General features: G+C 56.6%; 29 protein-coding genes. 19 read left to right on the top strand and 10 right to left on the bottom strand.

Going from position 1 to position 25,100, the window contains the following annotated elements; translation table 11 throughout:
* Positions 1-71: 71 nt before the first annotated feature.
* Genes tauA through tauD form a run of 4 tightly spaced genes read left to right on the top strand, consistent with a single transcriptional unit; the run spans position 72 to position 3,485 of the window.
* The gene (gene tauA, locus PYR66_18265) at positions 72-1,034 is read left to right on the top strand and encodes a taurine ABC transporter substrate-binding protein (GenBank protein WEF27222.1); all 963 of its coding nucleotides are present in this window, start codon (positions 72-74) and stop codon (positions 1,032-1,034) included.
* An 11-nt stretch (positions 1,035-1,045) separates the two neighbouring features.
* Positions 1,046-1,813 (top strand): taurine ABC transporter ATP-binding subunit, encoded by a 768-nt coding sequence (gene tauB / locus PYR66_18260; protein ID WEF27221.1) that lies wholly within the window; start codon positions 1,046-1,048, stop codon positions 1,811-1,813.
* Positions 1,810-2,637: a taurine ABC transporter permease TauC gene (tauC, locus tag PYR66_18255; protein ID WEF27220.1), complete on the top strand. Its 828-nt coding sequence runs from the start codon at positions 1,810-1,812 to the stop codon at positions 2,635-2,637. Before tauB ends, tauC begins: the two co-directional genes overlap by 4 nt.
* Positions 2,634-3,485 (top strand): taurine dioxygenase, encoded by an 852-nt coding sequence (gene tauD / locus PYR66_18250; protein WEF27219.1) that lies wholly within the window; start codon positions 2,634-2,636, stop codon positions 3,483-3,485. The genes tauC and tauD overlap by 4 nt, the downstream gene beginning before the upstream one ends.
* Positions 3,486-3,537: 52 nt before the next feature.
* Here tauD and PYR66_18245 read toward each other — a convergent pair whose 3' ends face one another.
* The 3 genes from PYR66_18245 to PYR66_18235 all read right to left on the bottom strand — a co-directional run bounded on the left by PYR66_18245 (position 3,538) and on the right by PYR66_18235 (position 6,470).
* Positions 3,538-5,238 (bottom strand): GNAT family N-acetyltransferase, encoded by a 1,701-nt coding sequence (locus PYR66_18245; protein ID WEF27218.1) that lies wholly within the window; start codon positions 5,236-5,238, stop codon positions 3,538-3,540.
* Positions 5,239-5,471: 233 nt separating this feature from the next.
* On the bottom strand, positions 5,472-5,963 hold the full coding sequence (locus PYR66_18240; GenBank protein ID WEF27217.1) for a transposase: 492 nt from the start codon (positions 5,961-5,963) through the stop codon (positions 5,472-5,474).
* Between the two features lie 75 nt (positions 5,964-6,038).
* Positions 6,039-6,470, bottom strand: a complete 432-nt coding sequence (locus PYR66_18235; protein WEF27216.1) for a hypothetical protein — start codon at positions 6,468-6,470, stop codon at positions 6,039-6,041.
* Positions 6,471-6,674: 204 nt separating this feature from the next.
* On the opposite strand from PYR66_18235, the gene PYR66_18230 reads away from it, so the two are divergent.
* Positions 6,675-6,929 carry a hypothetical protein gene (locus PYR66_18230; protein WEF27215.1) on the top strand — a complete coding sequence of 85 codons (255 nt, stop codon included), beginning with the start codon at positions 6,675-6,677 and terminating at the stop codon, positions 6,927-6,929.
* Here PYR66_18230 and hemB read toward each other — a convergent pair.
* Both hemB and ampH read right to left on the bottom strand, forming a co-directional pair.
* The gene (hemB, locus tag PYR66_18225; GenBank protein WEF27214.1) at positions 6,926-7,900 is read right to left on the bottom strand and encodes a porphobilinogen synthase; all 975 of its coding nucleotides are present in this window, start codon (positions 7,898-7,900) and stop codon (positions 6,926-6,928) included. The two genes, PYR66_18230 and hemB, sit on opposite strands and share 4 nt — an antisense overlap.
* A gap of 108 nt (positions 7,901-8,008) precedes the next feature.
* The gene (gene ampH / locus PYR66_18220) at positions 8,009-9,169 is read right to left on the bottom strand and encodes a D-alanyl-D-alanine-carboxypeptidase/endopeptidase AmpH (GenBank protein WEF27213.1); all 1,161 of its coding nucleotides are present in this window, start codon (positions 9,167-9,169) and stop codon (positions 8,009-8,011) included.
* A 199-nt stretch (positions 9,170-9,368) separates the two neighbouring features.
* On the opposite strand from ampH, the gene PYR66_18215 reads away from it, so the two are divergent.
* From PYR66_18215 to PYR66_18205, 3 genes are all read left to right on the top strand, one after another.
* Complete coding sequence (locus PYR66_18215; protein WEF30495.1) at positions 9,369-9,902, top strand: isochorismatase family protein; 534 nt, start codon at positions 9,369-9,371, stop codon at positions 9,900-9,902.
* Positions 9,903-10,018: 116 nt separating this feature from the next.
* The gene (sbmA, locus tag PYR66_18210) at positions 10,019-11,239 is read left to right on the top strand and encodes a peptide antibiotic transporter SbmA (GenBank protein WEF27212.1); all 1,221 of its coding nucleotides are present in this window, start codon (positions 10,019-10,021) and stop codon (positions 11,237-11,239) included.
* A gap of 18 nt (positions 11,240-11,257) precedes the next feature.
* Positions 11,258-12,361 (top strand): DUF1615 domain-containing protein, encoded by a 1,104-nt coding sequence (locus PYR66_18205; GenBank protein WEF27211.1) that lies wholly within the window; start codon positions 11,258-11,260, stop codon positions 12,359-12,361.
* Here the strand turns inward: PYR66_18205 and PYR66_18200 are convergent.
* Positions 12,358-12,663 carry a DUF2755 family protein gene (locus PYR66_18200; protein ID WEF27210.1) on the bottom strand — a complete coding sequence of 102 codons (306 nt, stop codon included), beginning with the start codon at positions 12,661-12,663 and terminating at the stop codon, positions 12,358-12,360. The genes PYR66_18205 and PYR66_18200 overlap by 4 nt on opposite strands.
* Positions 12,664-12,915: 252 nt before the next feature.
* Here PYR66_18200 and PYR66_18195 point away from each other — a divergent pair, with 252 nt between their 5' ends.
* Positions 12,916-13,119: a DUF2754 family protein gene (locus PYR66_18195; protein ID WEF27209.1), complete on the top strand. Its 204-nt coding sequence runs from the start codon at positions 12,916-12,918 to the stop codon at positions 13,117-13,119.
* Between the two features lie 109 nt (positions 13,120-13,228).
* Positions 13,229-13,690 carry a hypothetical protein gene (locus PYR66_18190; protein WEF27208.1) on the top strand — a complete coding sequence of 154 codons (462 nt, stop codon included), beginning with the start codon at positions 13,229-13,231 and terminating at the stop codon, positions 13,688-13,690.
* On the opposite strand, the gene ddlA is transcribed toward PYR66_18190, so the two are convergent.
* Entirely contained in the window at positions 13,679-14,776 is a 1,098-nt protein-coding gene (gene ddlA / locus PYR66_18185; GenBank protein WEF27207.1) for a D-alanine--D-alanine ligase, read from the bottom strand. The genes PYR66_18190 and ddlA overlap by 12 nt on opposite strands.
* A 302-nt stretch (positions 14,777-15,078) precedes the next feature.
* Here ddlA and PYR66_18180 point away from each other — a divergent pair, with 302 nt between their 5' ends.
* The 4 genes from PYR66_18180 (at position 15,079) to PYR66_18165 (ending at position 18,771) form a co-directional block, all read left to right on the top strand.
* Positions 15,079-16,278, top strand: a complete 1,200-nt coding sequence (locus tag PYR66_18180) for a multidrug efflux MFS transporter (GenBank protein ID WEF27206.1) — start codon at positions 15,079-15,081, stop codon at positions 16,276-16,278.
* 313 nt (positions 16,279-16,591) lie between these two features.
* Positions 16,592-16,852, top strand: a complete 261-nt coding sequence (iraP, locus tag PYR66_18175) for an anti-adapter protein IraP (protein ID WEF27205.1) — start codon at positions 16,592-16,594, stop codon at positions 16,850-16,852.
* A 100-nt stretch (positions 16,853-16,952) separates the two neighbouring features.
* Positions 16,953-18,368 (top strand): alkaline phosphatase, encoded by a 1,416-nt coding sequence (phoA, locus tag PYR66_18170; protein WEF27204.1) that lies wholly within the window; start codon positions 16,953-16,955, stop codon positions 18,366-18,368.
* Positions 18,369-18,459: 91 nt separating this feature from the next.
* Complete coding sequence (locus PYR66_18165; protein WEF27203.1) at positions 18,460-18,771, top strand: PsiF family protein; 312 nt, start codon at positions 18,460-18,462, stop codon at positions 18,769-18,771.
* A 42-nt stretch (positions 18,772-18,813) separates the two neighbouring features.
* Here PYR66_18165 and proC read toward each other — a convergent pair whose 3' ends face one another.
* Positions 18,814-19,623, bottom strand: coding sequence for a pyrroline-5-carboxylate reductase (gene proC / locus PYR66_18160; GenBank protein WEF27202.1), 810 nt, complete (start codon positions 19,621-19,623; stop codon positions 18,814-18,816).
* 115 nt (positions 19,624-19,738) lie between these two features.
* Here proC and PYR66_18155 point away from each other — a divergent pair, with 115 nt between their 5' ends.
* Positions 19,739-20,197, top strand: a complete 459-nt coding sequence (locus tag PYR66_18155; protein ID WEF27201.1) for a YaiI/YqxD family protein — start codon at positions 19,739-19,741, stop codon at positions 20,195-20,197.
* On the opposite strand, the gene PYR66_18150 is transcribed toward PYR66_18155, so the two are convergent.
* Entirely contained in the window at positions 20,194-20,904 is a 711-nt protein-coding gene (locus tag PYR66_18150; protein ID WEF27200.1) for a DUF2076 domain-containing protein, read from the bottom strand. The two genes, PYR66_18155 and PYR66_18150, sit on opposite strands and share 4 nt — an antisense overlap.
* Before the next feature lie 335 nt (positions 20,905-21,239).
* Between PYR66_18150 and aroL the strand changes: the two genes are divergently transcribed.
* The 3 genes from aroL to ppnP all read left to right on the top strand — a co-directional run bounded on the left by aroL (position 21,240) and on the right by ppnP (position 23,102).
* Positions 21,240-21,770: a shikimate kinase AroL gene (aroL, locus tag PYR66_18145; GenBank protein ID WEF27199.1), complete on the top strand. Its 531-nt coding sequence runs from the start codon at positions 21,240-21,242 to the stop codon at positions 21,768-21,770.
* Positions 21,771-22,052: 282 nt separating this feature from the next.
* Complete coding sequence (locus tag PYR66_18140; protein WEF27198.1) at positions 22,053-22,730, top strand: AroM family protein; 678 nt, start codon at positions 22,053-22,055, stop codon at positions 22,728-22,730.
* A gap of 87 nt (positions 22,731-22,817) precedes the next feature.
* Positions 22,818-23,102: a pyrimidine/purine nucleoside phosphorylase gene (ppnP, locus tag PYR66_18135; GenBank protein ID WEF27197.1), complete on the top strand. Its 285-nt coding sequence runs from the start codon at positions 22,818-22,820 to the stop codon at positions 23,100-23,102.
* A 55-nt stretch (positions 23,103-23,157) separates the two neighbouring features.
* Here ppnP and rdgC read toward each other — a convergent pair whose 3' ends face one another.
* Entirely contained in the window at positions 23,158-24,069 is a 912-nt protein-coding gene (rdgC, locus tag PYR66_18130) for a recombination-associated protein RdgC (protein WEF27196.1), read from the bottom strand.
* 91 nt (positions 24,070-24,160) lie between these two features.
* Between rdgC and mak the strand changes: the two genes are divergently transcribed.
* Positions 24,161-25,066, top strand: coding sequence for a fructokinase (gene mak / locus PYR66_18125; protein WEF27195.1), 906 nt, complete (start codon positions 24,161-24,163; stop codon positions 25,064-25,066).
* Positions 25,067-25,100 lie beyond the last annotated feature (34 nt).

The following is a 25,100-nucleotide window of genomic DNA, read 5'->3' as shown; positions in this document are numbered from 1 at the left end:
TTTTAATTACTTCATCTCAATCCTGATGCCGGAAATACTGCGCCTATAACAATTCAAGGGAAGCAGACATTATGGCACTCACATCGCGAATCACTCTTTTGGCGGCGCTGGCATTGGCCGCATTCCAGGCGCAGGCGGTAAACGTCACCGTCGCGTATCAAACGTCGGCTGAACCGGCGAAAGTCGCACAGGCGGATAACACCTTCGCCAAAGCCAGCGGCGCCACCGTCGACTGGCGAAAATTTGACAGCGGTTCCAGCATCGTGCGCGCGCTGGCCTCCGGTGATGTGCAAATCGGTAATCTCGGCTCTAGCCCGCTGGCGGTCGCCGCCACCCAGCAGGTGCCGATTGAAGTGTTCCTGCTGGCGTCAAAGCTCGGTAATTCCGAAGCGCTGGTGGTGAAGAAAAACATCACGAAACCGGAAGACCTGATTGGCAAACGCATCGCCGTACCGTTTATCTCCACCACCCACTACAGCTTGCTTTCAGCCTTAAAACACTGGGGCATTAAGCCGGGTCAGGTGCAGATTATTAACCTGCAGCCACCAGCGATTATCGCTGCCTGGCAGCGCGGGGATATCGACGGCGCTTACGTTTGGGCGCCTGCGGTTAACGAGCTGGAAAAAGAGGGCAAAGTGCTGACTGATTCTTCTCAGGTGGGCGAGTGGGGGGCCCCGACGCTGGATGTCTGGGTGGTGAGAAAGGATTTTGCTGAACAACATCCGGAGATCGTGAAAGCCTTCGCTAAAAGCGCCATCGACGCCCAGCAGCCGTATATTGCCAATCCGGATGAGTGGCTGAAACAGCCGGAAAACCTCAGCAAGCTGTCGCGCCTAAGTGGCGTACCGGAATCTGATGTTCCGCTGCTGGTGAAAGGCAACACCTACCTGACCGCCGCCCAGCAGGCGCAGGCGCTCAACGGCCCGGTGAATCAGGCGATTATCGATACGGCGGAATTCCTCAAAGAGCAGGGCAAAGTGCCTGCGGCAGGGACCGACTATAGCCAGTTCGTCACCGACCGTTTTGTGAAATAAAGGGGGTTCTGATGCTACAAATCTCGCATCTCTCCGCTGATTACGGCGGTAAACCGGCGCTGGCGGATATCAACCTGACGCTGGACAGTGGCGAATTGCTGGTGGTGCTGGGCCCCTCCGGCTGCGGCAAAACCACGTTGCTGAACCTGATTGCCGGATTTGTGCCTTATCAGCATGGCAGCATCACTCTCGAAGGCCGACGTATTGATGGGCCGGGAGCCGATCGCGGCGTAGTGTTTCAAAACGAAGGCCTGCTGCCGTGGCGCAACGTACAGGATAACGTCGCGCTGGGGTTGCAGTTAGCGGGTATCGAGAAGGCGCAGCGGCGGGACATCGCCGCGCAGATGTTGAAAAAAGTCGGCCTCCAGGGGGCGGAGCAACGCTTTATCTGGCAGCTTTCCGGCGGCCAGCGTCAGCGCGTCGGGATTGCGCGCGCGCTGGCGGCAAATCCGCAGCTTCTGTTGCTGGATGAACCGTTCGGCGCGCTGGACGCCTTCACGCGCGAGCAGATGCAGACTCTGCTGCTGCGCCTGTGGCATGAAACCGGCAAGCAGGTGCTGCTCATTACCCACGATATCGAAGAGGCGGTATTTATGGCCAGCGAACTGGTGCTGTTGTCGCCAGGGCCGGGACGGGTGCAGGAGCGCCTGCCGCTGGCGTTTGGCCGCCGTTTTGTCGCGGGCGAATCCTGCCGCAGCATTAAATCCGATCCGCAATTTATCGCGCAGCGCGAATACGTGCTCAGCCGGGTGTTCGAACAACGGGAGGCTTTCTCATGAGCGTAGTCCTCAATGATAAACCGCGTCAGCGCGCGTTGAAGTGGCGCTGGCCGCTCTCGCGACAGCTGACCTTAAGCGTCGCGACGCTGGCGACGCTGCTGGCCATCTGGTGGGCGGTGACTGCGCTACAGCTGATTAGCCCGCTGTTTTTACCTTCGCCGTGGCAGGTATTGCAAAAGTTACTGACCATTGCCGGGCCGCAGGGATTTATGGATGCGACGTTGTGGCAGCATCTGGCGGCTAGCCTGACGCGGATCGCCATCGCGCTGGCGCTGGCGGCGATCGTCGGCGTACCGGTGGGGATCGCGATGGGATTAAGCCCGACGGTGCGCGGGATCCTCGACCCGTTGATCGAACTGTATCGCCCGGTCCCGCCGCTGGCATGGTTGCCGCTGGTGATCATCTGGTTCGGCATTGGCGAGACGCCGAAGATCTTACTGATTTATCTGGCTATCTTCGCGCCGGTGGTGATGTCGACGCTGGCTGGCGTCAAGAGCGCGCAGCAGGTCCGTATCCGCGCCGCGCAATCGTTAGGGGCTAATCGTGCCCAGGTGCTATGGCTGGTCATTCTACCCGGCGCGCTGCCGGAAATTCTGACCGGCCTGCGTATTGGTCTTGGCGTGGGTTGGTCGACGCTGGTGGCGGCGGAGCTGATTGCCGCCACCCGCGGCTTAGGTTTTATGGTGCAATCCGCTGGCGAATTCCTGGCGACCGATGTGGTGTTGGCCGGGATCGCGGTGATTGCGATAATCGCATTTGTCCTGGAACTGGGACTGCGCGCGTTACAGCGTCGTCTGACGCCCTGGCATGGAGAAGTACAATGAGTGAACGACTGAGCATTACCCCGCTGGGGCCGTATATTGGCGCGCAGATTGCCGGGGCCAATTTGACCCGTCCGTTAAGCGACAATCAGTTTGAGCAGTTGTACCACGCGGTACTGCGGCATCAGGTGGTGTTTCTGCGCGAGCAGAATATTACCCCGCAGCAGCAGCGCGACCTGGCGTTACGTTTTGGCGATCTGCACATTCATCCGGTCTATCCGCATGCGCCGGGCGTGGACGAAATTATCGTGTTGGATACCCACCATGATAATCCGCCGGATAACGATAACTGGCATACCGATGTGACCTTTATCGACACGCCGCCTGCCGGAGCGATTCTGGCAGCGAAAGAGCTACCGTCTACCGGCGGCGATACGCTGTGGACTAGCGGCATTGCCGCCTGGGAAGCACTCTCCGAGCCGTTCCGCCAGCTGTTGAGCGGGCTGCGCGCGGAGCACGATTTCCGTAAATCATTCCAGGAGTATAAGTACAACAAGACGGAAGCGGAGCATCAGCGCTGGCGGGAGGCGGTGGCGAAGAACCCGCCATTGCTGCACCCGGTGGTGCGTACCCATCCCGTCACCGGTAAGCAGGCGCTGTTCGTTAATGAAGGGTTTACCACCCGTATTGTCGATGTCAGCGAGAAAGAGAGCGAAGCGCTGCTGAACTTCCTCTTTGCTCACGTCACCAAACCGGAGTTTCAGGTGCGCTGGCGCTGGCAGCCGAATGATGTCGCCATTTGGGATAATCGGGTGACGCAGCATTACGCTAACGCCGACTATCTGCCGCAGCGGCGCATCATGCACCGGGCGACCATCCTTGGCGATAAGCCGTTTTATCGCGCGGGATAACGCGTTGCCTCCGGCTGAGGCGCGACGCGCCGCCAGCCGGGAGCATAACCGTCTACAAATGTGCGCCAATATAGCGCTGGTAACGGTTGGCTTTCAGGTAAGTTAAATCCACCAGTACCAGCCCATCGACGCAGTTATTAAAATCCGGGTCGCTGCCGAAATCGATAAACTGCACGCCGCCCGGTTCGCACACCTCCGAATACTGCTTATACAACGGCGGGATGCCGCAACCGAGGTTGCCGAGCAGCGATTTCAATCGCGTCAAATCCTCGTTGTAATCCTCGCCGCTAAATTGCGCCAGCACATCAGGCAACGAGGCCGGGTAAGGGCGGCGCGATTCCGCCAACGGATGCGTCGCCGGGAACCATAAGCGGTAGAACGCGACCAGCAGATCACGGGCATCAGGCGGTAGTCCGCCGGAAATCGAAACCGGGCCAAAAAGGTAGCGATAATGCGGGTTACGCGCCAGCCAGGCGCCGATGCCTGACCACAGGTAATCGAGCCCGCGACGACCCCAGTAGCGCGGTTGAATAAAGCTGCGTCCCAGCTCAATCCCGTGCTGCAGAATATCGTCCATCCGCGCGTCGTAGTGGAACAAACTGTAACTGTAGATGCCCTCCAGACCGCGTTTTTCCAGTTGCATGGCGGTGGGCATAAAGCGATAGGCGCCGACGATTTCAAGATCCTCTTCATCCCATAAAATCAGGTGCAGGTAATCATCGTCATAGCTGTCTACGTCGCGGCGTTTGCCGCTTCCTTCGCCGACCGCGCGGAAAGCGATCTCCCGCAGGCGGCCTAGTTCGCGCAGCAGCGGCGCCTCTTCCTGACCGTTACGTTGCCATAGATAGATCAGTTTGCCATCCGCGGTTTTGCCCAGACACTCGGTTTTCGCCAGCTCGCGTTTGATCAACGCGCGGTCTTCCGGACGGGCGATCGCGCTCTCCGTTTTAAAGATGCCGGGCAACCCTTTGCTTAAGCGTTCGACGTGGCGATAGCACTGATCTGCCAGCGCTCGGGATGAGACCTGCGGCTGATACCACGACGACCAGGCGATTTGCTGGCCGATGCGCAGCGGCAGACTGCTATCGCGGCGGCGGAACATTTGCTGCATCAATAGCAGGAGCGGCAGGTTATCCGAGACCAGGGTGCTGGCGTAGAACAGCGCGCTGTTGTGGGCGCGGATCCATGCCGGGAGCAGCGGGGCGCGGTATTTTGCCGCCAGTTTGATGAATCCGGGGTGCCATTTTTTATCGCGAATGCCGCGGCGAGTCAGACGCGAGACTTCGCCTGCCGGGAAGAAGATCAGCACGCCGCCCTGTTGTAGCTGGCTATCCATTTGCTGTAGCGCCGCTTTGGCGGTTCGGCCGTTGATATTGTCGACCGGAATAAACAGTGAACTCAGCGGTTCAAGATGGGTCAACATTCGGTTAGTGACGACTTTAACATCACGGCGCACGCGGGAGACCGCGTAAAGCAAGGCCAGTCCATCGAGGGTGCCGGTCGGGTGGTTGGCGATAATCACCAGCGGGCCGTGTTCGGGGATTTGTTCGAGGTCGTGAGCCGGAATGGCGCAGCGGATGTTGAGATGTTCCAGCACCTGTTCGACCGTATCCAGTCCTTTCAGGTGGCGGTGATGAGCAGCAAACTGTTGAAATTCTTCCTCATGCAGGAGCTTTTTCAGCACCTTTTTCTGCCAGGGGGCGGGCCTCGCCTGAGGCCACAGGTCATCGAGTACGTTGTCGAGACTAAACATAGTGGCTCCTCCTCCGTCCTGCCCAGACAGTAGAAGGCGCAGATGTCGCTCAGATTACAGTTCGGTGAATATTCGGTCTCAGCGGGGGTGGGCGACGGATTAGGTATTCGGTCAGTAGCCCCGGTCAGCGCAGCGTGGGCAGGGAGTGTTCCCGGATATCGGCTAACGCCTCATCCGGGCTACGTTTGGTGCCGATTGGTAGCCCCGGCAAGCATAGCGCTGCCGGGGAGGGGCTACCGGCGTTCGCCACAAGAAAGATCGAGATTATCGCCAGCCCAATCCAGGGGATATAGACCGTGTTGGACATCACGATGAAAGGTTGAATAGGGCCAGTCGATAACTTTCGTCACCCAGCCATGCTTAAGTGGATTGATATGGATGTAATCCACATGGCGACGGTAATCTTCTTCACCTCGTATGGCATGTTCCCAGAAGCGGGGTTGCCAGATGTGGTTTTGTTTCAATGCGTGGGTAAAGCAACCTTTGATGTCTCGCCAGCGGGAGGAGAAATCGTATTCGTTGTTTGGTAATGTCCAGATGCAGTGCAGATGTTCGGGTAATACCACCCAGGCGTTAATCAAAAAGGGTCGACGTTGTTTAATCACGGAGACGGAGTAGCGGAGTAATTCGATATTTTCAGTCAGCAACCGGCTGTTACGGTCTTTTAAATTGACGGTAAAGAACCAGGTTCCACCCTTGATGTAATAACGTCGATAAGCAACCACAAGTTCTCCCGATAGGCTGTATTTATGATGTGGTTTAACACATTAGAAGGGAGATACAGGTTCGCCAAGGAGGAGTCACGGAAGATGGAAAGCGGTACGCAAAATATCATCCCGGATGTCGGCTAACGCCTCATCCGGGCTACGGTTGGCACTGATTGGTAGCCCCGGTAAGCGCAGCGCCACCGGGGAGAGCTCCCGGATGTCGGCTAACGCCTCATCCGGGCTACGGTTGGTGCCGATGGGTAGCCCCGGTAAGCGCAGCGCCACCGGGGAGAGCTCCCGGATGTCGGCTAACGCCTCATCCGGGCTACGGTTGGCGCAGATTGGTAGCCCCGGCAAGCGCAGCGCGACCGGGGAGCATTCCCGGATGTCGGTTAACGCCTCATCCGGGCTACGGTTGGCACCGATGGGTAGCCCCGGTAAGCGCAGCGCCACCGGGGAAAGCTCCCGGATATCGGCTAACGCCTCATCCGGGCTACGGTTGGCGCAGATTGGTAGCCCCGGCAAGCGCAGCGCGACCGGGGAGCGTTCCTGGATAGCAGCTAACGCCTCATCCGGGCTACAGTTGGTGCCGATTGGTAGCCCCGGTAAGCGCAGCGTGACCGGGGGAGCGTTCCCGGATAGCGGCTAACGCCTAACGCCTCATCCGGGCTACGGTTGGCGCCGATGGGTAGCCCCGGTAAGCGTAGCGCGACCGGGGAGGGTTCCCGGATGTCGGCTAACGCCTCATCCGGGCTACGGTTGGCACTGATTGGTAGCCCCGGTAAGCGCAGCGCGACCGGGGAGCGTTCCCGGATAGCGGCTAACGCCTCATCCGGGCTACGGTTGACACTGATTGGTAGCCCCGGTAAGCGCAGCGCGACCGGGGAGCGTTCCCGGATAGCGGCTAACGCCTCATCCGGGCTACGGTTGACACTGATTGGTAGCCCCGGTAAGCGCAGCGCGACCGGGGGAATGACCGGTTAACGCAGGATTTTCTTTTCGGCCAGATCGAGCGCGAAGTAGCTGAAGATCAGATCCGCGCCTGCGCGTTTGATCGCGCCAAGGCTTTCCAGCACGACTTTCTCTTCGTCGATAGCGCCGGCCTGAGCGGCAAATTTGATCATCGCGTACTCGCCGCTCACCTGGTAGGCGCCGAGCGGTAGGTCGGTGCGTTCGCGAATATCGCGCAGGATATCCAGATACGCGCCAGCCGGTTTCACCATCAGGCAGTCAGCGCCCTGGGCTTCATCAAGCAGCGACTCGCGGATCGCTTCACGGCGATTCATCGGGCTCATCTGGTACGTTTTACGATCGCCTTTCAGCGCGGTGCCGGCAGCTTCACGGAACGGGCCGTAAAACGACGATGCGAACTTGGTGGAGTAAGACATAATCGCGGTATTGCTGAAGCCCGCGGCATCCAGCGAACGGCGGATAGCCTGTACCTGGCCATCCATCGCAGCGGATGGGGCGATGAAATCAGCACCGGCGGCTGCGGCGACAACCGCCTGCTTACCGAGGTTTTCCAGGGTAGCATCGTTATCGACGCCGTGCTCGCACAGCACGCCGCAGTGGCCATGGGAGGTATATTCGCAGAAGCAGGTATCGGACATCACGATCATTTCCGGTACCGCCTGTTTGGCGATACGGGTCATGCGCGCCACCAGACCATTTTCATTCCAGGTATCGCTACCGGTCGCATCGGTGTGGTGGGAGATACCAAAAGTCATCACTGAGCGGATCCCGGCATTGGCGATGCGTTCAATCTCACGCGCCAGATGTTTTTCCGGAATACGCATGACGCCAGGCATCGCTTCGATGGCTTTGTAATCGTCAATTTCTTCTTCAACAAAGATCGGCAACACCAGGTCGTTCAAACTCAGTGTTGTCTCTTCAAACATGGCGCGCAGCGAGGCGGATTGACGCAGGCGGCGTGGGCGAGTGATTAAATCTGTCATGGTTTGCCTGATTTTGTGAAATGAAAAAAAGATAGTGTACCGCAAACGGTAGCGGGATGTTTCGCCAAAACGATCCTTAACTCTCGGTGGCAAAACATCCCGGAAGAGTTACTGGCTGGCGGTTTCCATATTTGGCTGCACGCCGCTTAACGCGCTGACGAGATCGTTAGTGCCATCGCTCATGGCGCTAAAGCGGGTCAGCGAAGAGCGAGTGACCACCACGAAAACACCGACGTTGGCCTGCGGGTTCATCGCCATATAGGTAATAAATCCGCCGCCGCCGCCGGTTTTCTGAATAATACCCGGATGGCCGTTTTTCGGTTTCATGTAAACCCAGCCGAGACCCAGCGCGTCGGCTTTACCTGGCACATCCATGCCGATCACCCTTTTAAGCTGGGCGCGCTGATAAATAAGCGTCTGCATGCGGTCGGCCTGCTGGCCGCGGGTGTAGAAATCAGAAGAGAGGAACTGCTGCATCCAGCGCATCATATCGCCCGGCGTCGAGTACACGCCGCCGCTGCCGATCGCCGCGAGGGTGTTATCGCACGGACTGGCGCCTTTCTCCGCCACCATCAGGCGCTGGCACTGATCCGGCGATGGTGTAAAGGTGGTGTCCTTCATGCCCAGCGGACGGGTAATTTGTTCTTCAAACAGTTGCGGGTAAGGCTTGCCGGCTGCGGTCGATAGCGCATCGGCAAGGAGATCGAACGCGAGGTTGGAATAGGATGCCTGTGAACCCGGCGCGGTCTTCAGCGAGGCCGTCGATAGCCAGTTCCAGCGCTGCTGATGCGTCGGCCAGACGAAGACCGGGCGATGCGCCGCGCCGCCCGGTTGCTCACGCGGCAGGGCGCTGGTGTGGGTCGCCAGGTTGACCAGCGTAATCGGTACGCCCTGATAGGTTGGCACGCGCGCGCCAGGCGGAGCGTATTTGCTCAGCGGATCGTTTAGCTTGACCACCCCCTGGTCGAGCAATTTTACCAGCATTTCACTGGTCATCAGCTTGCTGAGAGAGGCGATGCGGATCACCGAGTCCAACTGCGGACGCTGGTTGTTGCCCGGGCGCGTTCCGCCGAAGCTGCGGAATACGCGCTGGTTGCCATCAATGACGACCATCGCCATCCCGGTCGCGCCGCTACCGTAATAAATATGTTCGGCGAAACGATCGACAACATCTGAAGTAAATACCGGATCAACGCTCGGCTGAGCCGCCTGGGCTGATGTCCATGACGCCGCGCACAGCGCAGCAAAAATGAGCAAACTACGTTTCAACGGGGGCATCCATCGTTTATTAGGGGAATATACATTGTATTTATACTACGAAGTCGCGGCGAGCAAAGTGGGAATAACGACAATATTTCACAGAAAAGCGTAACGGTGCGTAAAAATGACTTTTTTCCGCTTTAAGATATCTGCTTTTGTGGCTGACGCGTATGATTAATTTCTTATTTATCTAATGACGAGATGGATGATGGCAACTCAACGTGTGCTGGTAGTAGTGGATATGCAAAACGGGGTATTCGAGACACCGCGTATTGAACGCGAACGCTGCGTGGCGCAAATAAATCGCCTGATTCGCGCCGCCGATAGCGTCATTTTTATTCAGCATGCGGAAGCGGGTGGGCTGGAAGAGGGAAGCGACGGCTTTGCTCTGCTGCCTGAGCTGGAACAACCTGTCGGAGCGTGTTACATCACCAAAACGGCCTGCGATGCGTTCTATAAAACCAGGCTTGAACAGGCGCTGCAAGATAACGGCTCCACCGCCTTTGTTATCTGCGGCTGCGCCACTGATTATTGCGTCGATACCACCATAAAAAACGGTGCCAGCCGTGGCTATGCCATCACCGTCGCCGAGGATGCCCATACTACTGCCAACCGCGCCGCCGCCGAGGCAAAAACGCTGATTGCCCACTATAACGAGGTATGGCGAACGCTCACCCTACCCGACAATCCTTTACACGTGAAACCCGTAGAAACAATTCTTGCCGCATGGCAGACGAACTAAGCTGCTGATATCCGGTCTCATCATGGGTCCGCTTTACTTCGCCGCTGCGCGTTGCGGCGGGCGTACGTGTGGCACACAGCAAAAACAGAACGATAAGAAGTTAGCAGGAGAGTACGATGTTTAAAGCTTTTTTCCCCAAACCGGGGCCGTTTTTTATTTCTGCCTTTATCTGGTCGCTGCTGGCGGTGATCTTTTGGCAGGCGGGCGGCGGCGACTGGCTGCTGCGGTTAACCGGCGCGTCGCATGACGTTGCCATCAGCGCGGCGCGGTTCTGGTCGCTCAACTACCTGGTGTTTTACGCCTATTATGTCTTCTGCGTCGGCGCGTTCGCGCTGTTCTGGTTTATCTATAGCCCGCACCGCTGGCAATACTGGTCGATTCTCGGCACCTCGCTGATTATCTTCGTCACCTGGTTCCTGGTTGAAGTCGGGGTGGCGATTAACGCCTGGTACGCGCCGTTCTACGATTTGATCCAGAGCGCGCTGGCGACGCCGCACAAGGTCAGCATCAACCAGTTCTATCACGAGATCGGCATTTTTCTTGGCATCGCGCTGATTGCGGTCGTTATTGGCGTACTGAATAACTTCTTCGTCAGCCACTATGTGTTCCGCTGGCGTACCGCGATGAACGAACACTATATGGAACATTGGCAGCATCTGCGTCATATCGAGGGCGCCGCTCAGCGTGTGCAGGAAGACACCATGCGCTTCGCCGCGACGCTTGAAGATATGGGGGTGAGCTTTATCAACGCGGTGATGACCTTGATCGCTTTCCTGCCGGTGCTGGTTTCGCTGTCGGCGCATGTGCCGGATCTACCGATTGTCGGCCATCTGCCCTATGGCCTGGTGATCGCCGCTATCGTCTGGTCGCTGATGGGCACCGGGATGCTGGCGGTGGTCGGGATTAAACTGCCGGGACTGCAATTTAAAAACCAGCGCGTGGAAGCCGCGTATCGTAAAGAGCTGGTCTATGGTGAAGACGACGCGGCCCGCGCCACGCCGCCGACCGTGCGCGAGCTGTTTAGCGCGGTGCGTCACAACTATTTCCGCCTCTATTTCCACTATATGTATTTCAATATCGCCCGTATCCTTTACCTGCAGGTGGATAACGTTTTCGGCTTGTTCTTGCTGTTTCCGTCGATTGTCGCCGGTACGATTACGCTCGGCTTGATGACGCAGATAACCAACGTGTTCGGCCAGGTACGGGGTTCGTTCCAGTATCTGATTAGCTCGTGGACCACGCTGGTGGAACTGATGTCGATCTATAAACGTCTGCGCAGCTTTGAGCGCGAACTGGATAACCAGGGACTGCAGGAAGTCTCTTCAACCGTTAATTAATGATTGCAAGGAAGGTTTATGGCGCAGGTTTCTCGCGGTGCTTCACTCTCTTTAACGCTGTTAGCCGGTCTGGTGCTCAGCGCCTGTACCAGCCAGCAGGCGCCTAAGCTGAAAGAAGGCGAGAAGCCGGTGGATGTCGCCGCCGTGGTGCGGCAAAAAATGCCCGCCAGCGTCAAAGATCGCGAGGCTTGGGCGCAGGCGATCGCGAAAACCTTCGCCAGCCAGAAGCTGGCGCCGACGGAAGAAAACGTCTGTTCGGTGCTGGCGGTGGCGCAGCAGGAATCGAATTACCAGGCCGATCCGTCAGTGCCGGGCCTGAACAAAATCGCCTGGCAGGAGATCGATCGTCGGGCGGAGAAGATGCATATCCCGGCGTTCCTTGTGCATACCGCGCTGAAAATCACATCGCCGAACGGCAAAAGCTATAGCGAACGCCTGGATAGCGTCAAAACCGAAAAACAACTGAGTGCGATTTTCGATGACTTCATCGGCATGGTGCCGATGGGGCAGAAGCTGTTTGGCTCCCTCAATCCGGTGCATACCGGCGGTCCGATGCAGGTGAGCATCGCTTTTGCCGAGCAACACACCAGCGGCTACCCGTGGAAAATGGAAGGTACCGTGCGCCAGGAAGTTTTCAGCCTGCGCGGCGGGCTGTGGTTTGGCACCTATCATCTACTCAACTACCCGGCCAACTACAGCGTGCCGCTGTACCGCTTTGCTGATTTTAATGCCGGTTGGTACGCCAGTCGCAACGCTGCCTTCCAGAATGCGGTCGTCAAGGCCACCGGCGTCAAGCTGGCGCTGGATGGCGATCTGATTCGTTATGACAGCGATGAGCCCGGGACGACTGAACTGGCTGTGCGCCGGTTAGCCGGGCAGTTGGCGATGAGTGATGATGATATTCATCGTCAGTTGAAGAAAGGGGATAGTCTGGCCTTTGAAGAGAGCGATTTGTATCAGAAGGTGTTCCGTATCGCAGATAAAAAGGCCGGTAAAACCCTGCCGCGCGAAATGCTGCCAGGTATTCAGCTTGAGAGCCCGAAAATCACCCGCAATCTCACCACCGCGTGGTTTGCTAAGCGGGTCGACGAACGTCGCGCCAGCTGCATGGCGCGTCATTAACGGTTGTGATACCAGCGCAGGATAAGTCCCAGCGTGCCGACCAGCAGACTGCCGAACAGGAATGGAACGAAGCCGAATAGGGTACCGACGCCGAGGCTGATCTCAACATGCGGCCGGTTGGTATCCTGAATCTGAATTAAATGCTCGAACACGCCGGGCGCGTGTACCAGCATGCTCAGCATTTGCGCGCCAGCCCAGATGCACAGCAGAACAAATAGCGCGTAGGCGATATTACCGCTGCTGATCGAGCCTTTCTTTTTGTTGCTCCCCATCAGCGTCTTTGAAAACGTAAACTCAGCCATATAAACCTCCGCAATACCTGTACCCGCTGGTTTTCCCCCAGCTCTATTGCAGAAATTTTGGCAGCGTTTGGCGCATCCCTGTATCGGATTGCTGGTAATTTTAGCCAGGAATAATCCTGTTTTGACAAAACTGTCGATGGGCCCACATGGCGTAAAAGAGAGAGCAGCTTCGCATTGTGCGAACAATCTTGTCGGCGCTGCTGACCGTGGCTGACGGCTATGCGATGATGATTTTTTTCTGCAGGAGTCGTTATGAAGCTGACCGACAAAATCCGCCGTGACTGGCACTACTACGCGTTCGCACTGGGGTTGATTTTTATTCTTAATGGCGTAGTCGGTCTGTTGGGATTTGAAACGCAGGGCTGGCAGTCTTACGCGGTGGGTCTGGCGACGTGGGTGGCGAGCTTCTGGCTGGCCGGGTTTGTGATTCGCCGTCGCCCGGTAGAAGAGGCTTAACGCCTGGCGTAAATCTCAACCTCGCTTGCGCTACGCTGAGCGAGGCTACTGTTCTGCATCGTCCGGTAGCCCGGATGAGGCGTTAGCCGCAATCCGGGAGCTTTCCCCGGTGGTGCTGCGCTTACCGGGGCTACCAATCAGTGCCAACCGTAGCCCGGATGAGGCGTTAGCCGACATCCGGGAGCTCTCCCCGGTGGCGCTACGCTTACCGGGGCTACCAATCGGCGCTAACCGTAGCCCGGATGAGGCGTTAGCCGACATCCGGGAATGCTCCCCGGTGGCGCTACGCTTACCGGGGCTACCAATCGGCGCTAACCGTAGCCCGGATGGGGCGTTAGCCGACACCCGGGAGCTCTCCCCGGTGGCGCTACGCTTACCGGGGCTACCAATCGGCGCCAACCGTAGCCCGGATGAGGCGTTAGCCGATATCCGGGAGCTCTCCCCGGTGGCGCTACGCTTACCGGGGCTACCAATCAGTGCCAACTGTAGCCCGGATGAGGCGTTAGCCGACATCCGGGGGCTTTCCCCGGTGGACCGGGATTTCACCCCGGGAAGGCGCTTAGTTCATTGAGGTTTTCAGCGCGCGGTCAGCGGCGTGGCGTTCCAGCGCCAGTTCGATCAGGCGGCTAATCAGGCTGGTGTAATCCAGACCGCTGGCCTGCCACAGTTTCGGATACATGCTGATGTTGGTAAAGCCTGGCAGCGTGTTGATCTCATTGATGACGACATCGTTATCCTCCGTCAGGAAGACATCAACGCGGGCCATTCCGCTGCAGCCGAGCGTCTGATAAGCGCGGACGGCGATATCACGGATCTTATCGTTGATTTCCGGAGCGATCGCAGCCGGAACAACCACTTGCGCGCCTTTATCATCGATGTACTTGGTATCGTAGGCGTAGAATTCGCTATTGAGCACGATTTCACCGCAGGTACTGGCTTGAGGGGAGTCATTGCCAAGCACCGCGCATTCAATTTCACGTCCCTTAATACCTTGCTCCACCACGACTTTATGGTCGAATTCGAAGGCCAGCGCCACGGCTTGCTGATACTGTTCTTCGTTCTTCACTTTGCTGACGCCGACGGAAGACCCCTGGTTGGCTGGCTTCACGAAGAGCGGCAGGCCCAGCTGTGCTTCGATATCGGCAAAGCGATATTGCTGGCGGTTGGCGCGGGTGAGGGTGATGAATGGCGCAATTGACAGTCCGGCGTCGCGCAGCAGACGTTTGGTGACGTCTTTATCCATACAGGCGGCGGAGCCCAGCACGTCTGAGCCGACGAACGGCAGATTCGCCATTCGCAGCATCCCCTGCAGGGAGCCATCTTCCCCCAGGGTGCCGTGGACAATCGGGAAGATGACATCAAGAGCCGCCAGCGGCTGGCCGCTATCGGCGTTGATCAGCTGATGGGCATCGCGACCGGGGATTTGCGCCAGCGTCACGTCCGACGGTCGCAGCGCGATATGGGCAGGATCCTGCGGGTTCAGCAGATAGTTGCTGGCATCGTTGATATGCCAAAGCCCCTGTTTATCGATACCCAGCAGAACGACATCGAAGCGCGTTTTATCAATTGCTTCGACGATATTTTTTGCCGATTGCAGCGACACTTCATGTTCTGCCGACTTACCGCCAAAAACGATCCCAACCCTCATTTTAGCCATTTCAACTTCCATCCTGATTACATCAAAGCACATAACATAGCATGTGAATTGGCGCGATGGCTGCCAGAATCTTTCCCCTTTAAAGCAGGGGGTTAAATGCTGCGCATTTAGCGACGTGCTCCGCTGCGTGCCAGCACATCGCGCTGATGAGATCGCGGTTATCTCTGATTATGCTTGTTTGCCCCCCGGCAGAGGCGATAAAACACCAAACTCGCGGCAAGCGCATCTCTGGTAATACATGGCGGGACGGAAATTGCTAAGCTAGATAATAATTAACAAAACACTAATGAATACGCGTAGTTATGGAATCCTGGAAGGTTAATCTCATTTCTGTCTGGTTCGGCTGCTTTTTCACCGGACTCGCCATCAGCCAAATTCTCCCATTCTTGCCGCTGTATGTTTCGCAGTTGGGCGTGACGTCACATGAAGCGCTGTCAATGTGGTCGGGATTGACCTTTAGCGTCACCTTCCTGGTGTCGGCGATTGTTTCGCCGATGTGGGGCAGCCTGGCGGACCGCAAAGGGCGTAAGCTGATGCTGCTGCGCGCTTCTCTCGGCATGGCCATTGCAATTCTACTGCAGGCTTTCGCCACCAATGTCTGGCAGCTGTTTATTCTGCGTGCGGTAATGGGGCTGACCTCCGGCTATATTCCCAACGCGATGGCGCTGGTGGCCTCGCAGGTGCCGCGCGAGCGCAGCGGCTGGGCGTTGAGTACGCTCTCGACGGCGCAAATTAGCGGCGTGATCGGCGGCCCGCTGCTCGGTGGCTTCCTCGCGGACCACGTTGGACTGCGGGCGGTCTTTTTCATTACCGCGATTTTGCTAACGGTCAGTTTCCTGGTGACCTTGTTTTTGATTAAAGAGGGCGCTCGTCCACAGATGAGCAAAGCCGAACGCCTGAGCGGCAAGGCGGTATTCGCTTCGCTGACGCACCCGGGGTTAGTGATTAGCCTGTTTTTCACGACGCTGGTTATTCAATTATGCAACGGCTCTATCGGCCCGATTCTGGCGTTGTTTATCAAGTCGATGGCGCCGGATAGCAACAACATCGCGTTTCTCGCCGGGATGATTGCCGCCGTACCGGGGATCTCGGCGCTGATTTCCGCGCCGCGACTGGGGAAACTCGGCGACCGTATCGGTACTGCGCGCATTCTGGTTGCGACGCTGTGCTGTGCGGTGGTGATGTTCTTCGCCATGTCGTTTGTGACCTCGCCGCTGCAGCTCGGGGTACTGCGTTTCCTGCTGGGTTTTGCCGACGGCGCGATGCTGCCGGCGGTGCAAACTCTGTTGTTGAAATACTGTAGTGATAACGTCACCGGGCGTATCTTCGGCTATAACCAGTCGTTTATGTATTTAGGCAACGTCGCCGGGCCGCTGATTGGCGCTTCGGTGTCGGCAATGGCTGGCTTCCGCTGGGTGTTTGTTGCCACCGCGCTGATTGTCCTGATTAATATCTGGCAACTGGCGATTATGTTACGCCGCAGCCGCCGCGCGGCGGTATAAATAACGATGAGTAGGCGCTCATAAGGGCGCCTTATATTTATCGCCTCATTCCCGCTTTAACTATCACTATTAGTTATCTTTAAATAATGCGACGCATATTCCATTTTATTATTTACTATTAAATTTGGTTATAGAATTATCTTGCTGGCATTATTAATGGTGCTTTTTTGTTCGTGTTATATCGCGATAATAAAAACGTTTCGCTGAATATTATTGCGGAAATAACCCCATTATTTGAAAATAATTCTGGTATCGCGGCGCTGACTTATGACATAACTAGGCCATTATGGATGTCGCTTAAGGATAACGCGTAATGAAAAATCTTATTGCTGGATTGTTGGTAAATCTGGCGCAAAAAGAAGAAGAAGCCAAGGAACTGACGGTACAAGTTGAAGCATTGGAAATTGTTGTTACCGCGCTCCTGCGCCATATGGAACAGGGTACGCAGCAGTTGTTGATTCGGGACATTGAATCGGCAATGGAACAGGTTAAACCCGGGCCACTGGTGGACGATCGCGATACCCAACGGCTGCGGCAATATATAAAAAAGCTGCTCCGGCATCCTCGTAGCTAACCGTGTGGCCGGTAAGGATGCTGTCATTTTTCTGTCACACCACTTTTATAAAGTCTCCCTCGTTTTGTTTTTTAAGTATTTTTTACATGGAGACGACAAAGTGAAATTAAAAGCCCTCGTTATTGCTCTGCTACCTCTGCTGGGCGCCCCGGTTATTCATGCTGAAACCACAACGACACCGGTACTGGAAAATCGCGCGGCTCAGGGCGATATCACCACGCCTGGCGGCGCGCGTCGTTTAAACGGCGATCAGACTGAAGCGTTGCGCGCGTCGTTAATCAATAAACCGGCGAAAAATATTATTTTGCTGATTGGCGACGGCATGGGTGATTCAGAAATTACCGCAGCGCGTAATTATGCCGAAGGCGCCGGCGGTTTCTTTAAAGGTATTGATGCGCTGCCATTGACCGGGCAATACACCCATTATTCTCTGGATAAAAAAACCGGTAAACCGGATTACGTGACGGATTCAGCGGCGTCGGCAACCGCCTGGGCTACCGGGGTGAAGAGCTATAACGGCGCGCTGGGCGTCGATATCCACGAAAAAGATCATCAAACTATTCTAGAGCTGGCGAAAGCGGCGGGGCTTGCCACCGGCAACGTGTCGACAGCTGAACTGCAGGACGCGACCCCGGCAGCGCTGGTTGCCCACGTAACTTCGCGTAAATGCTATGGCCCAAGCCTCACCAGTGAAAAATGCGCCAGCAACGCGCTGGAAAAAGGCGGCAAAGGGTCGATCACCGAACAGCTGCTGAACGCTCGCCCGGACGTGACGTTAGGCGGCGGCGCGAAAACTTTTGCTGAGACGGCGACGGCTGGCGAGTGGCAGGGTAAAACGCTGCACGATCAGGCGGTTGCTCGCGGTTACCAGATGGTTACCGATGCTGCTTCTCTTGCCGCTATCAGCGAAGCCAATCAAGACAAACCACTGCTGGGTCTCTTCTCCGACGGCAATATGCCGGTACGCTGGGAAGGGCCGAAAGCCTCTTATCACGGCAATATCGATAAGCCGCCGGTCACCTGTACGCCAAACCCGAAACGCGATGCTTCCGTACCGACGCTGGCGCAAATGACTGAAAAAGCGATTGATCTGCTGAGCAACAACGAGAAAGGTTTCTTCCTGCAGGTGGAAGGGGCATCTATCGATAAACAGGATCACGCGGCAAACCCGTGCGGCCAGATTGGCGAAACGGTTGACCTCGATGAAGCGGTGCAGAAGGCGCTGGAATTTGCCAAAAAAGACGGCAATACCCTGGTTATCGTGACCGCCGACCACGCCCACTCCAGCCAGATTATCCCGGCGGATACCAAGGCTCCGGGTCTGACTCAGGCGTTGACCACCAAAGACGGCGCAGTGATGGTGATGAGCTACGGCAACTCTGAGGAAGAGTCGATGGAGCACACCGGCACCCAACTGCGTATCGCCGCCTACGGCCCGCATGCGGGCAACGTGGTGGGCCTCACCGATCAGACGGATTTGTTCTACACCATGAAAGACGCGCTGGGCCTGAAATAACCCACTGCCGGTAATGAATTTTCGTTACCGGCTGGTTTTTTTGCTGATAGCGACCAGACTTACAGAGATCCACTAACAGAGGGATGGTGTGATGAAAATAACATTTCTGGTAACCCTACTTTTTGGCTTGGTCTTTGTTGCCGCGGTGAGTGCCGCAGATAAAACGTTAACGCCTCAGCAGCAGAAAATGGGCGCATGTAATACCGAAGCGGCGTCAAAGTCGCTGAAGGGTGATGAACGTAAAACCTTTATGAGCAATTGCCTGAAGAAAGATGCCTCAGCGACCGGCAAGACGCTGACGCCTCAACAGCAGAAGATGAGCACCTGTAGCAAAGAGGCGTCATCGAAATCGTTGAAGGGCGACGATCGTAATAAGTTTATGAGCGCTTGTTTGAAGAAATAAGCAGACGGGTGGGGCGGCACCTCACCCGTTTTTCATTTCTAATCAGGAACGGCTCAACTGCTCTGATTTTTCCATACACTTCGCCATTGCTTCGATGACCGCCGAACGGAACCCTTTTTCTTCCAGTACGCGAACCGCTTCAATCGTGGTGCCGCCAGGCGAGCACACCATATCTTTCAGCGCACCCGGGTGTTCACCGCTTTCCAGCACCATCTTCGCCGACCCCATTACCGCTTGAGCGGCGAATTTATAAGCCTGCGCGCGCGGCATGCCGCCGAGTACGGCCGCATCAGCCATGGCTTCGATAAACATAAACACGTAAGCCGGCGCGGAGCCGCTGACGCCAACCACCGGATGAATCATCTGCTCGGCGATGATTTCCGCCTGACCAAAGCAGCGGAAGATCGTGAGCACGTCGGCGAGTTCTTCTGTGCCGACCAGCGCGTTCGGCGTGACGGAGGTCATCCCGGCGTTAACCAGCGACGGGGTATTGGGCATCGCGCGAATGATTTTACGATCGTGGCCTAGCGCACGCGCCAACTGCTCCAGCGTGACGCCTGCGGCAATCGATACGACCAGCGACTCTTTATTCAGGCTGGAGGCGATATCGCTCAGCACCTTGGTCATGATCCCCGGCTTCACCGCGCCGAAGACGATATCGGCCACCTGAGCGACTTCCTGGGCGCTTTCCGCCGCATTAATGCCGTACTGGTCATGCAGGGCGGCGACTTTATCCGCCGACGGGGTATAGACCCAGATTTGTGCCGGTTGTACTTGTCCGCTGGCGATCAGGCCGCCGAGAATGGCTTTACCCATGTTGCCGCAGCCGATAAAGCCAATTTTCTTCTCCATTACCTTTCCCCTCTGCATTTTTCGTTACGATCCAGTTAGCTTATCATCCTGGCGCTTTTCTGGGGGAGAAAAGCAGGTGACAATGTCGCATCCCTTGCAGACAACAGGAGCCGACATGGCGATTTGGGTTGATGCGGACGCGTGTCCGAATGTGATTAAAGAGATTTTGTTCCGCGCCGCCGGGCGCACGCAGACGCCGCTGACGCTGGTGGCCAATCAGTCGCTGCGGGTTCCGCCGTCGCGCTATGTGCGTGCGCTGCGCGTGGCGCAGGGTTTCGATGTTGCCGATAACGAGATCGTGCGCCTGTGCGAAGCGGGGGATTTGGTGATTACCGCTGATATTCCACTGGCGGCGGAAGTGTTGGCGAAAGGCGGGGCGGCGCTGAACCCGCGCGGTGAACGTTACAGTGAGGCGACCATTCGCGAGCGTCTGACGATGCGTGATTTTATGGAAACAATGCGGGCCAGCGGCGTACAAACCGGCGGCCCGGATAGTTTATCCCAGCGCGATCGGCAACTGTTTGCCGCCGAGCTGGAAAAGTGGTTGCTTGCGCTTAAACGTCAGCAGGATTAAACCCAGCTGTCGTCATCGCTACCGAAATCGTCGTCATTGCCAAAGCCGGAGTCGAAATCGGAATCCCAGGTGTTGTTGTCTGCCTGGAACGGATCGTCCTGCTGGCGGAACGGATCCTCCGCGGCGGTGTTATCCAGCGTCGGGCTGACATCCTGCTGCTGTGGCTGTTGTTCATCAATAATGTTAACGATCTCCTGCGGATGCGAACCGCTGAACATATTGGTCAGCATATTGCCCAGGACTACGCCGCCAGCGACGCCTGCCGCGGTTTGCAGGGCGCCCGCCATAAAGCCGCCGCCGCTGCGTCCTGCCGCCTGTGGGGCATAGTTTTGCGGAGACGTCGGCGCATACTGCGGCTGTGAGCTATTCGCCTGCGGACGGCCATATTGCTCGGCTCCCGGTATCGAATCGGCGCCGCGAGACTGACCGCCGCCGAACAGGCCTGACAGGAAGCCGCCGCTGCTGGGTTTCGCCACCTGCAGTTGGCCGACCTGGGTCTCCAGCGCCTGGATGCGATCGTTAAGCTGTTTGATAGCCGCTTCCTGAATCAGGATTGTCTGCGCCATATAGTAAGGGGCTGCCGGCTGTTGGCTGACATGTTGGGCAATCCGCTCCTCGGCGCTGGCGTCGCGCGATGCGCTCTGCGTCTCGGCTTCTTTCAGCCGGGAAAACAGTCCATCAATAAGGCGTTGTTCTTCAGATTGCATGGTACATTCCTCTGTCACACGGGTCATTTACCGTCAGAGTGCGACTGACGGCCGGTGTTGTAAATATGTTGCAGCGTAAAGCTGTGCATAAATGTGTTACCGTTTACGGCAAACCCTGAATGAAAAATAACCCCTTCGCTTTAGGTAAAGCTGGCATAACACCAAATGCAATGATAAGTTTACATGCAGAATCCATTCAAACTCTGTGGTAAACAGGGTGATCTTATAAATGTAACGATTATTTTACGGTTATCGTGGCAGGTTTTTGCAGGTATCATGACATATCTTTTCGTCTTTATTTCTCCGCGATGAGCGGAACCAGAGGGTCTTCGGTAATGACACAACCAATTTTTCTCATCGGGCCGCGTGGTTGCGGCAAAACGACGATCGGTCACGCCCTGGCGCGCGCGCTGAACTTCCAGTTTTCCGATACCGATCACCGTTTGCAGGCCCATGAGAAACGCACCGTGGCTGAGATCGTGCAGAGCGAAGGCTGGGATCGCTTCCGCGAATTGGAGACGCTGTCGCTGAAGGCCGTCACGCTTGCGGATACGGTCATCGCGACCGGCGGCGGGATCATCCTCGCCGAACGTAATCGGCTATTTATGCGTGAAAACGGCGTGGTGCTTTATCTGCAGGCTTCGGTTAATGCGCTGATTGACCGCCTGGAAGCTTACCCGCAGGCGGAACAACGTCCGACGTTGACCGGCAAAGCAATCCGCGATGAAGTGGGTGAAGTGCTGGCGCAGCGGGAAGCGCTGTATCGTGAAACCGCACACCATATTATCGATGCAACCGTCTCGCCGGAGAAGGTCGTGGAACAGATCATGGCGACGTTGCCCGGCGAGTGCATCAGCGAATCCTGAGTTTCCCCTTACGCCTTGTTGTCCATTCATCCTGCCGTGCCTGGTTCTGGTGTTGAAAAGCGCAATACCGGGCACAGGTCACATTTTTAATTCATGATCGGGACTAATGAATATCTAACACACGGATTTTTCAGGAGCGCCTATGAAGCTTCTGGAATCTTTACATTCCGCAGCCGCGCTGAGCTGCTACGCTTCTGGACGGTTGATTTTTACTCACCAGGGGGGCGGATGTCGTGTGTGAAAAGCCTGTGTTGAAGCAGTGGTAGTGAAAAGGTACATGATATGAGTGCAACGATGGCAATTTTGACCATTGGCGTGGTGCCGGTGGCAGAAGTTTTGCCGCTGTTAACCGAACATATCAAGGAAGAGCAGATCACCCATATTAGCCTGTTAGGCAAAATGACGCGTGAAGACGTTATGGAAGATTATGCCGTGGAATCCGGCGACCAGGGGCTGCTGACCTTACTCAATGACAACCAGCTGGCGGAGGTTTCTCGCCAAAAGGTTGAGCGCGATCTGCGCTGCGTTATCGAGATGCTGGATCGGCAGGAATATGATGTCATTCTTTTTCTCAGTTCCGAACAGTTGAGCGGCCTTGCGGCGCACAACGCTATCCTTCTTGAGCCTGAGCGGATTATCCCGCCGCTGGTGGCATCGATCGTCGATGGTCACCAGGTTGGCGTCATTGTGCCCGTTGAAGAAGTCCTGCCGCTGCAGCGACAAAAATGGCTCACCTTAGAAAATACGCCTTACTACGCGCTGGCGAACCCGGTGGGCGGCAGCGACAGCGATCTACTGGATGCCGGAAGAGGTTTAGTCGAACAGGGGGCTGATGTGCTGGTGCTCGACTGTTTGGGCTACCATCAGCATCACCGCGACGTATTACAAAAGGCGCTGGATGTCCCGGTTTTACTGTCAAATGTGCTGGTTTCACGACTGGCGGCAGAACTATTAGTTTAACCTGACGTTATCGATTAATTTTACGTGACAGGGGCAAGGAGCGCCCCCTATATTGAAGCTTCAACCAACGATGATAAGGTCTTGTTTATGCTTCAAAGCAATGAGTATTTTTCAGGGAAAGTGAAATCTATCGGCTTCACCAGCAGCAGTACCGGCCGCGCCAGCGTTGGGGTGATGGAAGAGGGTGAATACACCTTTGGCACCGCCCAGGCGGAAGAGATGACGGTAGTGAGCGGCGCGCTGAACGTGCTGCTGCCGGGCGAAACCGAATGGAAAGTTTATGCGGCAGGTGAGGTGTTTAACGTGCCGGGTAATAGCGAATTCCACCTGCAGGTGGCGGAACCGACTTCCTATCTGTGCCGTTACCTGTAATTTAAGCGCCTTCCTGCCGCGTCCGCTTTCCGGGTCCGGCAGGAAGGTATCGCGATTAACGTTGGGCTTCGCCGCCCAGGCCTTCCACCAGGCTTTGAATCAATGCCGCCAGCTCGCCGGTCATTAAGATAAAGTCGGCATCAAAGCGCTGCGCAAAATCTTCGCGGTCAATATCTTCGTTCTGGTCACGTAACTCATCACAGAATTTCAGACGCTTGATTGAGGCGTCGTCGCAGATCATAAACTGGATGCGCTGCTGCCAGTCGAGCGCCAGCTTGGTGACCACTTTGCCCGCTTCGATGTGTACGGCGATCTCGTCGCTCACCAGATCCTGTTTCTTCGCGCGGATCACGCCGCCATCTTCCAGCATCGCTTTCAGCTCGGCTTCGTCGAGCAACTGGAAGCCCTGAGCCACGCTACCGGAGCGTACCCATTCGGTCAGCGTCAGCTCGATCGGGTTCTCCAGGGTCAGCGGGACGACCGGCAGCGAGCCCAGCGTTTTACGCAGCAGCGCCAGCGTATCTTCTGCTTTCTTCGCGCTGGCGCAGTCCACCATGATCAAGCCGTTGACGGTATCGATCCACATCATCGTCTGGCTGAAGCGGCTGAAGGCGCGCGGCAGCAGAGAGTGCAGGACTTCATCTTTCAGCGAATCTTTTTCGGTCTTCTTTAGCTTACGGCCCTGATCGGCTTCGAGCTTGAGGATCTTCGCTTCCAGCGCCTGTTTGATAACCGGCGACGGCAGGATCTTTTCTTCTTTACGCGCACAGATAACGATCTGGCCGTTCGTCGTATGCGTCAGCGCGTCGCTGTGCGATCCCATTGGCGATACCCAACCGGTTTTCGCCATATCCTGGCTGCCACACGGGGTAAATGTCAGCTCGGCCAGCTGTTTTTCCATCTCCTCGGCGCGCAATTCGATATCGCGGCTGAGACGGTAAACCATTAAATTTTTGAACCACAGCATGATAATTTCCACGGCTTTGTCGTTAAATCAGGCGGGCATAATAGCGAATTGTCGCTATGCTTGCATTGTTAATCGGGGTGAGGAGCAGACTGTGCGTATTGGTATTGATTTAGGTGGAACAAAAACGGAAGTGATCGCCCTTAGTGAGCAGGGCCAGCAGTTATTTCGCCACCGTTTGCCGACCCCGCGGGAGGATTATCGCCAGACCATCGAAACTATCGCTGCGTTGGTGGAGATGGCCGAGCAGGCGACCGGGCAGCGCGGAACCGTCGGCATGGGGATCCCCGGCTCGATTTCGCCGTATAGCGGCGTGGTGAAAAACGCGAATTCGACCTGGCTTAACGGCCAACCCTTCGATAAAGATCTGAGTCTGCGTCTCAATCGCGAGGTGCGACTCGCCAACGACGCCAACTGCCTGGCGGTCTCAGAAGCGGTGGACGGCGCGGCGGCCGGAGCGCAAACCGTGTTTGCGGTGATTATCGGAACCGGCTGCGGCGCAGGCGTGGCGTTAAACGGGCGCGCGCATAGCGGCGGTAACGGTACCGCTGGCGAGTGGGGGCACAATCCGCTACCGTGGATGGATGAAGATGAGCTGCGCTATCGTGCGGAAGTACCGTGTTACTGCGGTAAGCAGGGTTGTATCGAAACCTTTATTTCCGGTACCGGCTTTGCCACGGATTATCAACGACTGAGCGGTCAACCGCTAACCGGCAGCGAGATTATGCGCCGGGTTGGCGAGGGTGATGAAAAGGCCGAACTGGCGCTGAGCCGTTACGAACAACGGCTGGCGAAATCGCTGGCGCACGTGGTGAATATCCTCGATCCGGATGTCATCGTGTTGGGCGGCGGGATGAGCAACGTCGAGCGTTTGTATCAAACGGTGCCTGCGCTGGTGAAACAGTGGGTATTCGGCGGCGAGTGCGAAACGCCGATTCGTCAGGCGATGCACGGCGATTCCAGCGGCGTGCGTGGCGCGGCATGGCTGTGGCCGCTATAGCTAAACCCACGATGAGCCCCTCTTCGGCAGGAAG

It is taken from the genome of Klebsiella aerogenes (genome assembly GCA_029027985.1).
Taxonomy (GTDB): domain Bacteria; phylum Pseudomonadota; class Gammaproteobacteria; order Enterobacterales; family Enterobacteriaceae; genus Klebsiella; species Klebsiella aerogenes_A.
The sequence above is the reverse complement of the archived record's forward strand: the minus strand, read 5'-3'. Positions and strand labels throughout refer to the sequence as shown.